This window comes from Streptomyces sp. NRRL WC-3549, assembly GCF_000721935.1.
Classification (GTDB): Bacteria; Actinomycetota; Actinomycetes; order Streptomycetales; family Streptomycetaceae; genus Streptomyces.
Map to the genome: position 1 here is coordinate 5,400 of NZ_KL585424.1, position 1,140 is coordinate 6,539.

Here is a 1,140-nt window from a genome sequence, read left to right on the forward strand (position 1 = left end):
CTAGGCAGGAGTCCCGGCCGCCGATGAAGATCTTCCGGATGCCGTACACCGAAGAGGGCGCATCTGTTGAGAAGGACTTCGAGGTCCTGTTGCAGCGCGGTGGCGGAAGTACCCGGTACGGATACGTAGTCCGTGAACTGCCGCCCGCCGAGGAGAGCCTCGACTACGACCGTCACCATCCGGACGTTGTGTCGCAGCGAGCCGACCTGGCAGGCTTTGGCAGTATCACCACGCTGGGCGAGCTTTACGAAGCCGTCCCGCGCATCAACATGGTGGCAGACTCACAACGCATCAGTACAGAGGAACAACCTGGTGCCGTCCGGCTCCTGGTAGGCCGGGACGTCTTGCGTGGCGGTTCCATCGCACTGTCTACGGACGAAAGCCACTGGGTGAAGGCCCCGTCCAGGTGTCTCCTGCAATCAGGCGACCTCATCGTCCGTGAGATTCATGGTCGGAATGACCCGCCCGGCCTGATCGTCGCCGAGGTTTCCGAGCGGGATCTCCCCGCCGCGCCCGCTCACACGACGATCGCTCTTAGACCTCGAGCCACCACCACGCCACAGCAGATTCGCCTGGTCGCCCAGTTCCTGCGTACGCCGCTTGCGGACAGACTGGTCGGCAGGTCCTCCGCGCACATCACGATGAAGCGAATGCTGGAGCTTCCCGTGCCCCAGCCGGACGACGTCCTGACAGCGGCACTTGACGATCTCGACGCCGCCCGTCACCGGCTGGAGACCTGGCGCAACGACGCGGAGACACTTCTCGAGTCCGCATTCACCAGCAAGACAGCGATGCAGGCCCGGGACAGAATCGTCGCCGAGGGCCGTGGACTGCGCCTGCGCGTAGAAGCCGCGACGCTCCTCGACGACCTCGGACACACCGTGCGCACGCGCTTCCCTTATCCCGTTGCCTACCGCTGGCGTCAGAGCGAAGCCCGCATCAGCGCCGGCGATCAGCAAGCGGCTTACAGTGCAGTCCTGGAGGCGGCAGAAATCCTGCTCTGCTACAGCGCGTTGGTCGCGCTGGCCCTCGCCTGGGAAGCCGGTATCCCCCTGGGCTCCACGACGGCGATCAAGGCGAAGCTCCTCAGCGGGCGCAGCGGCCCCGGCTTCGGCGACTGGGTTGCCGTTCTGGAGGAGG

At 65.4% G+C, this 1,140-nt stretch carries 1 pseudogene; it reads left to right on the forward strand.

The features are described from left to right. Positions 1-23: 23 nt before the first annotated feature. Positions 24-1,140 (forward strand): annotated as a pseudogene (locus IH13_RS0127450) (hypothetical protein); the annotation flags it as partial.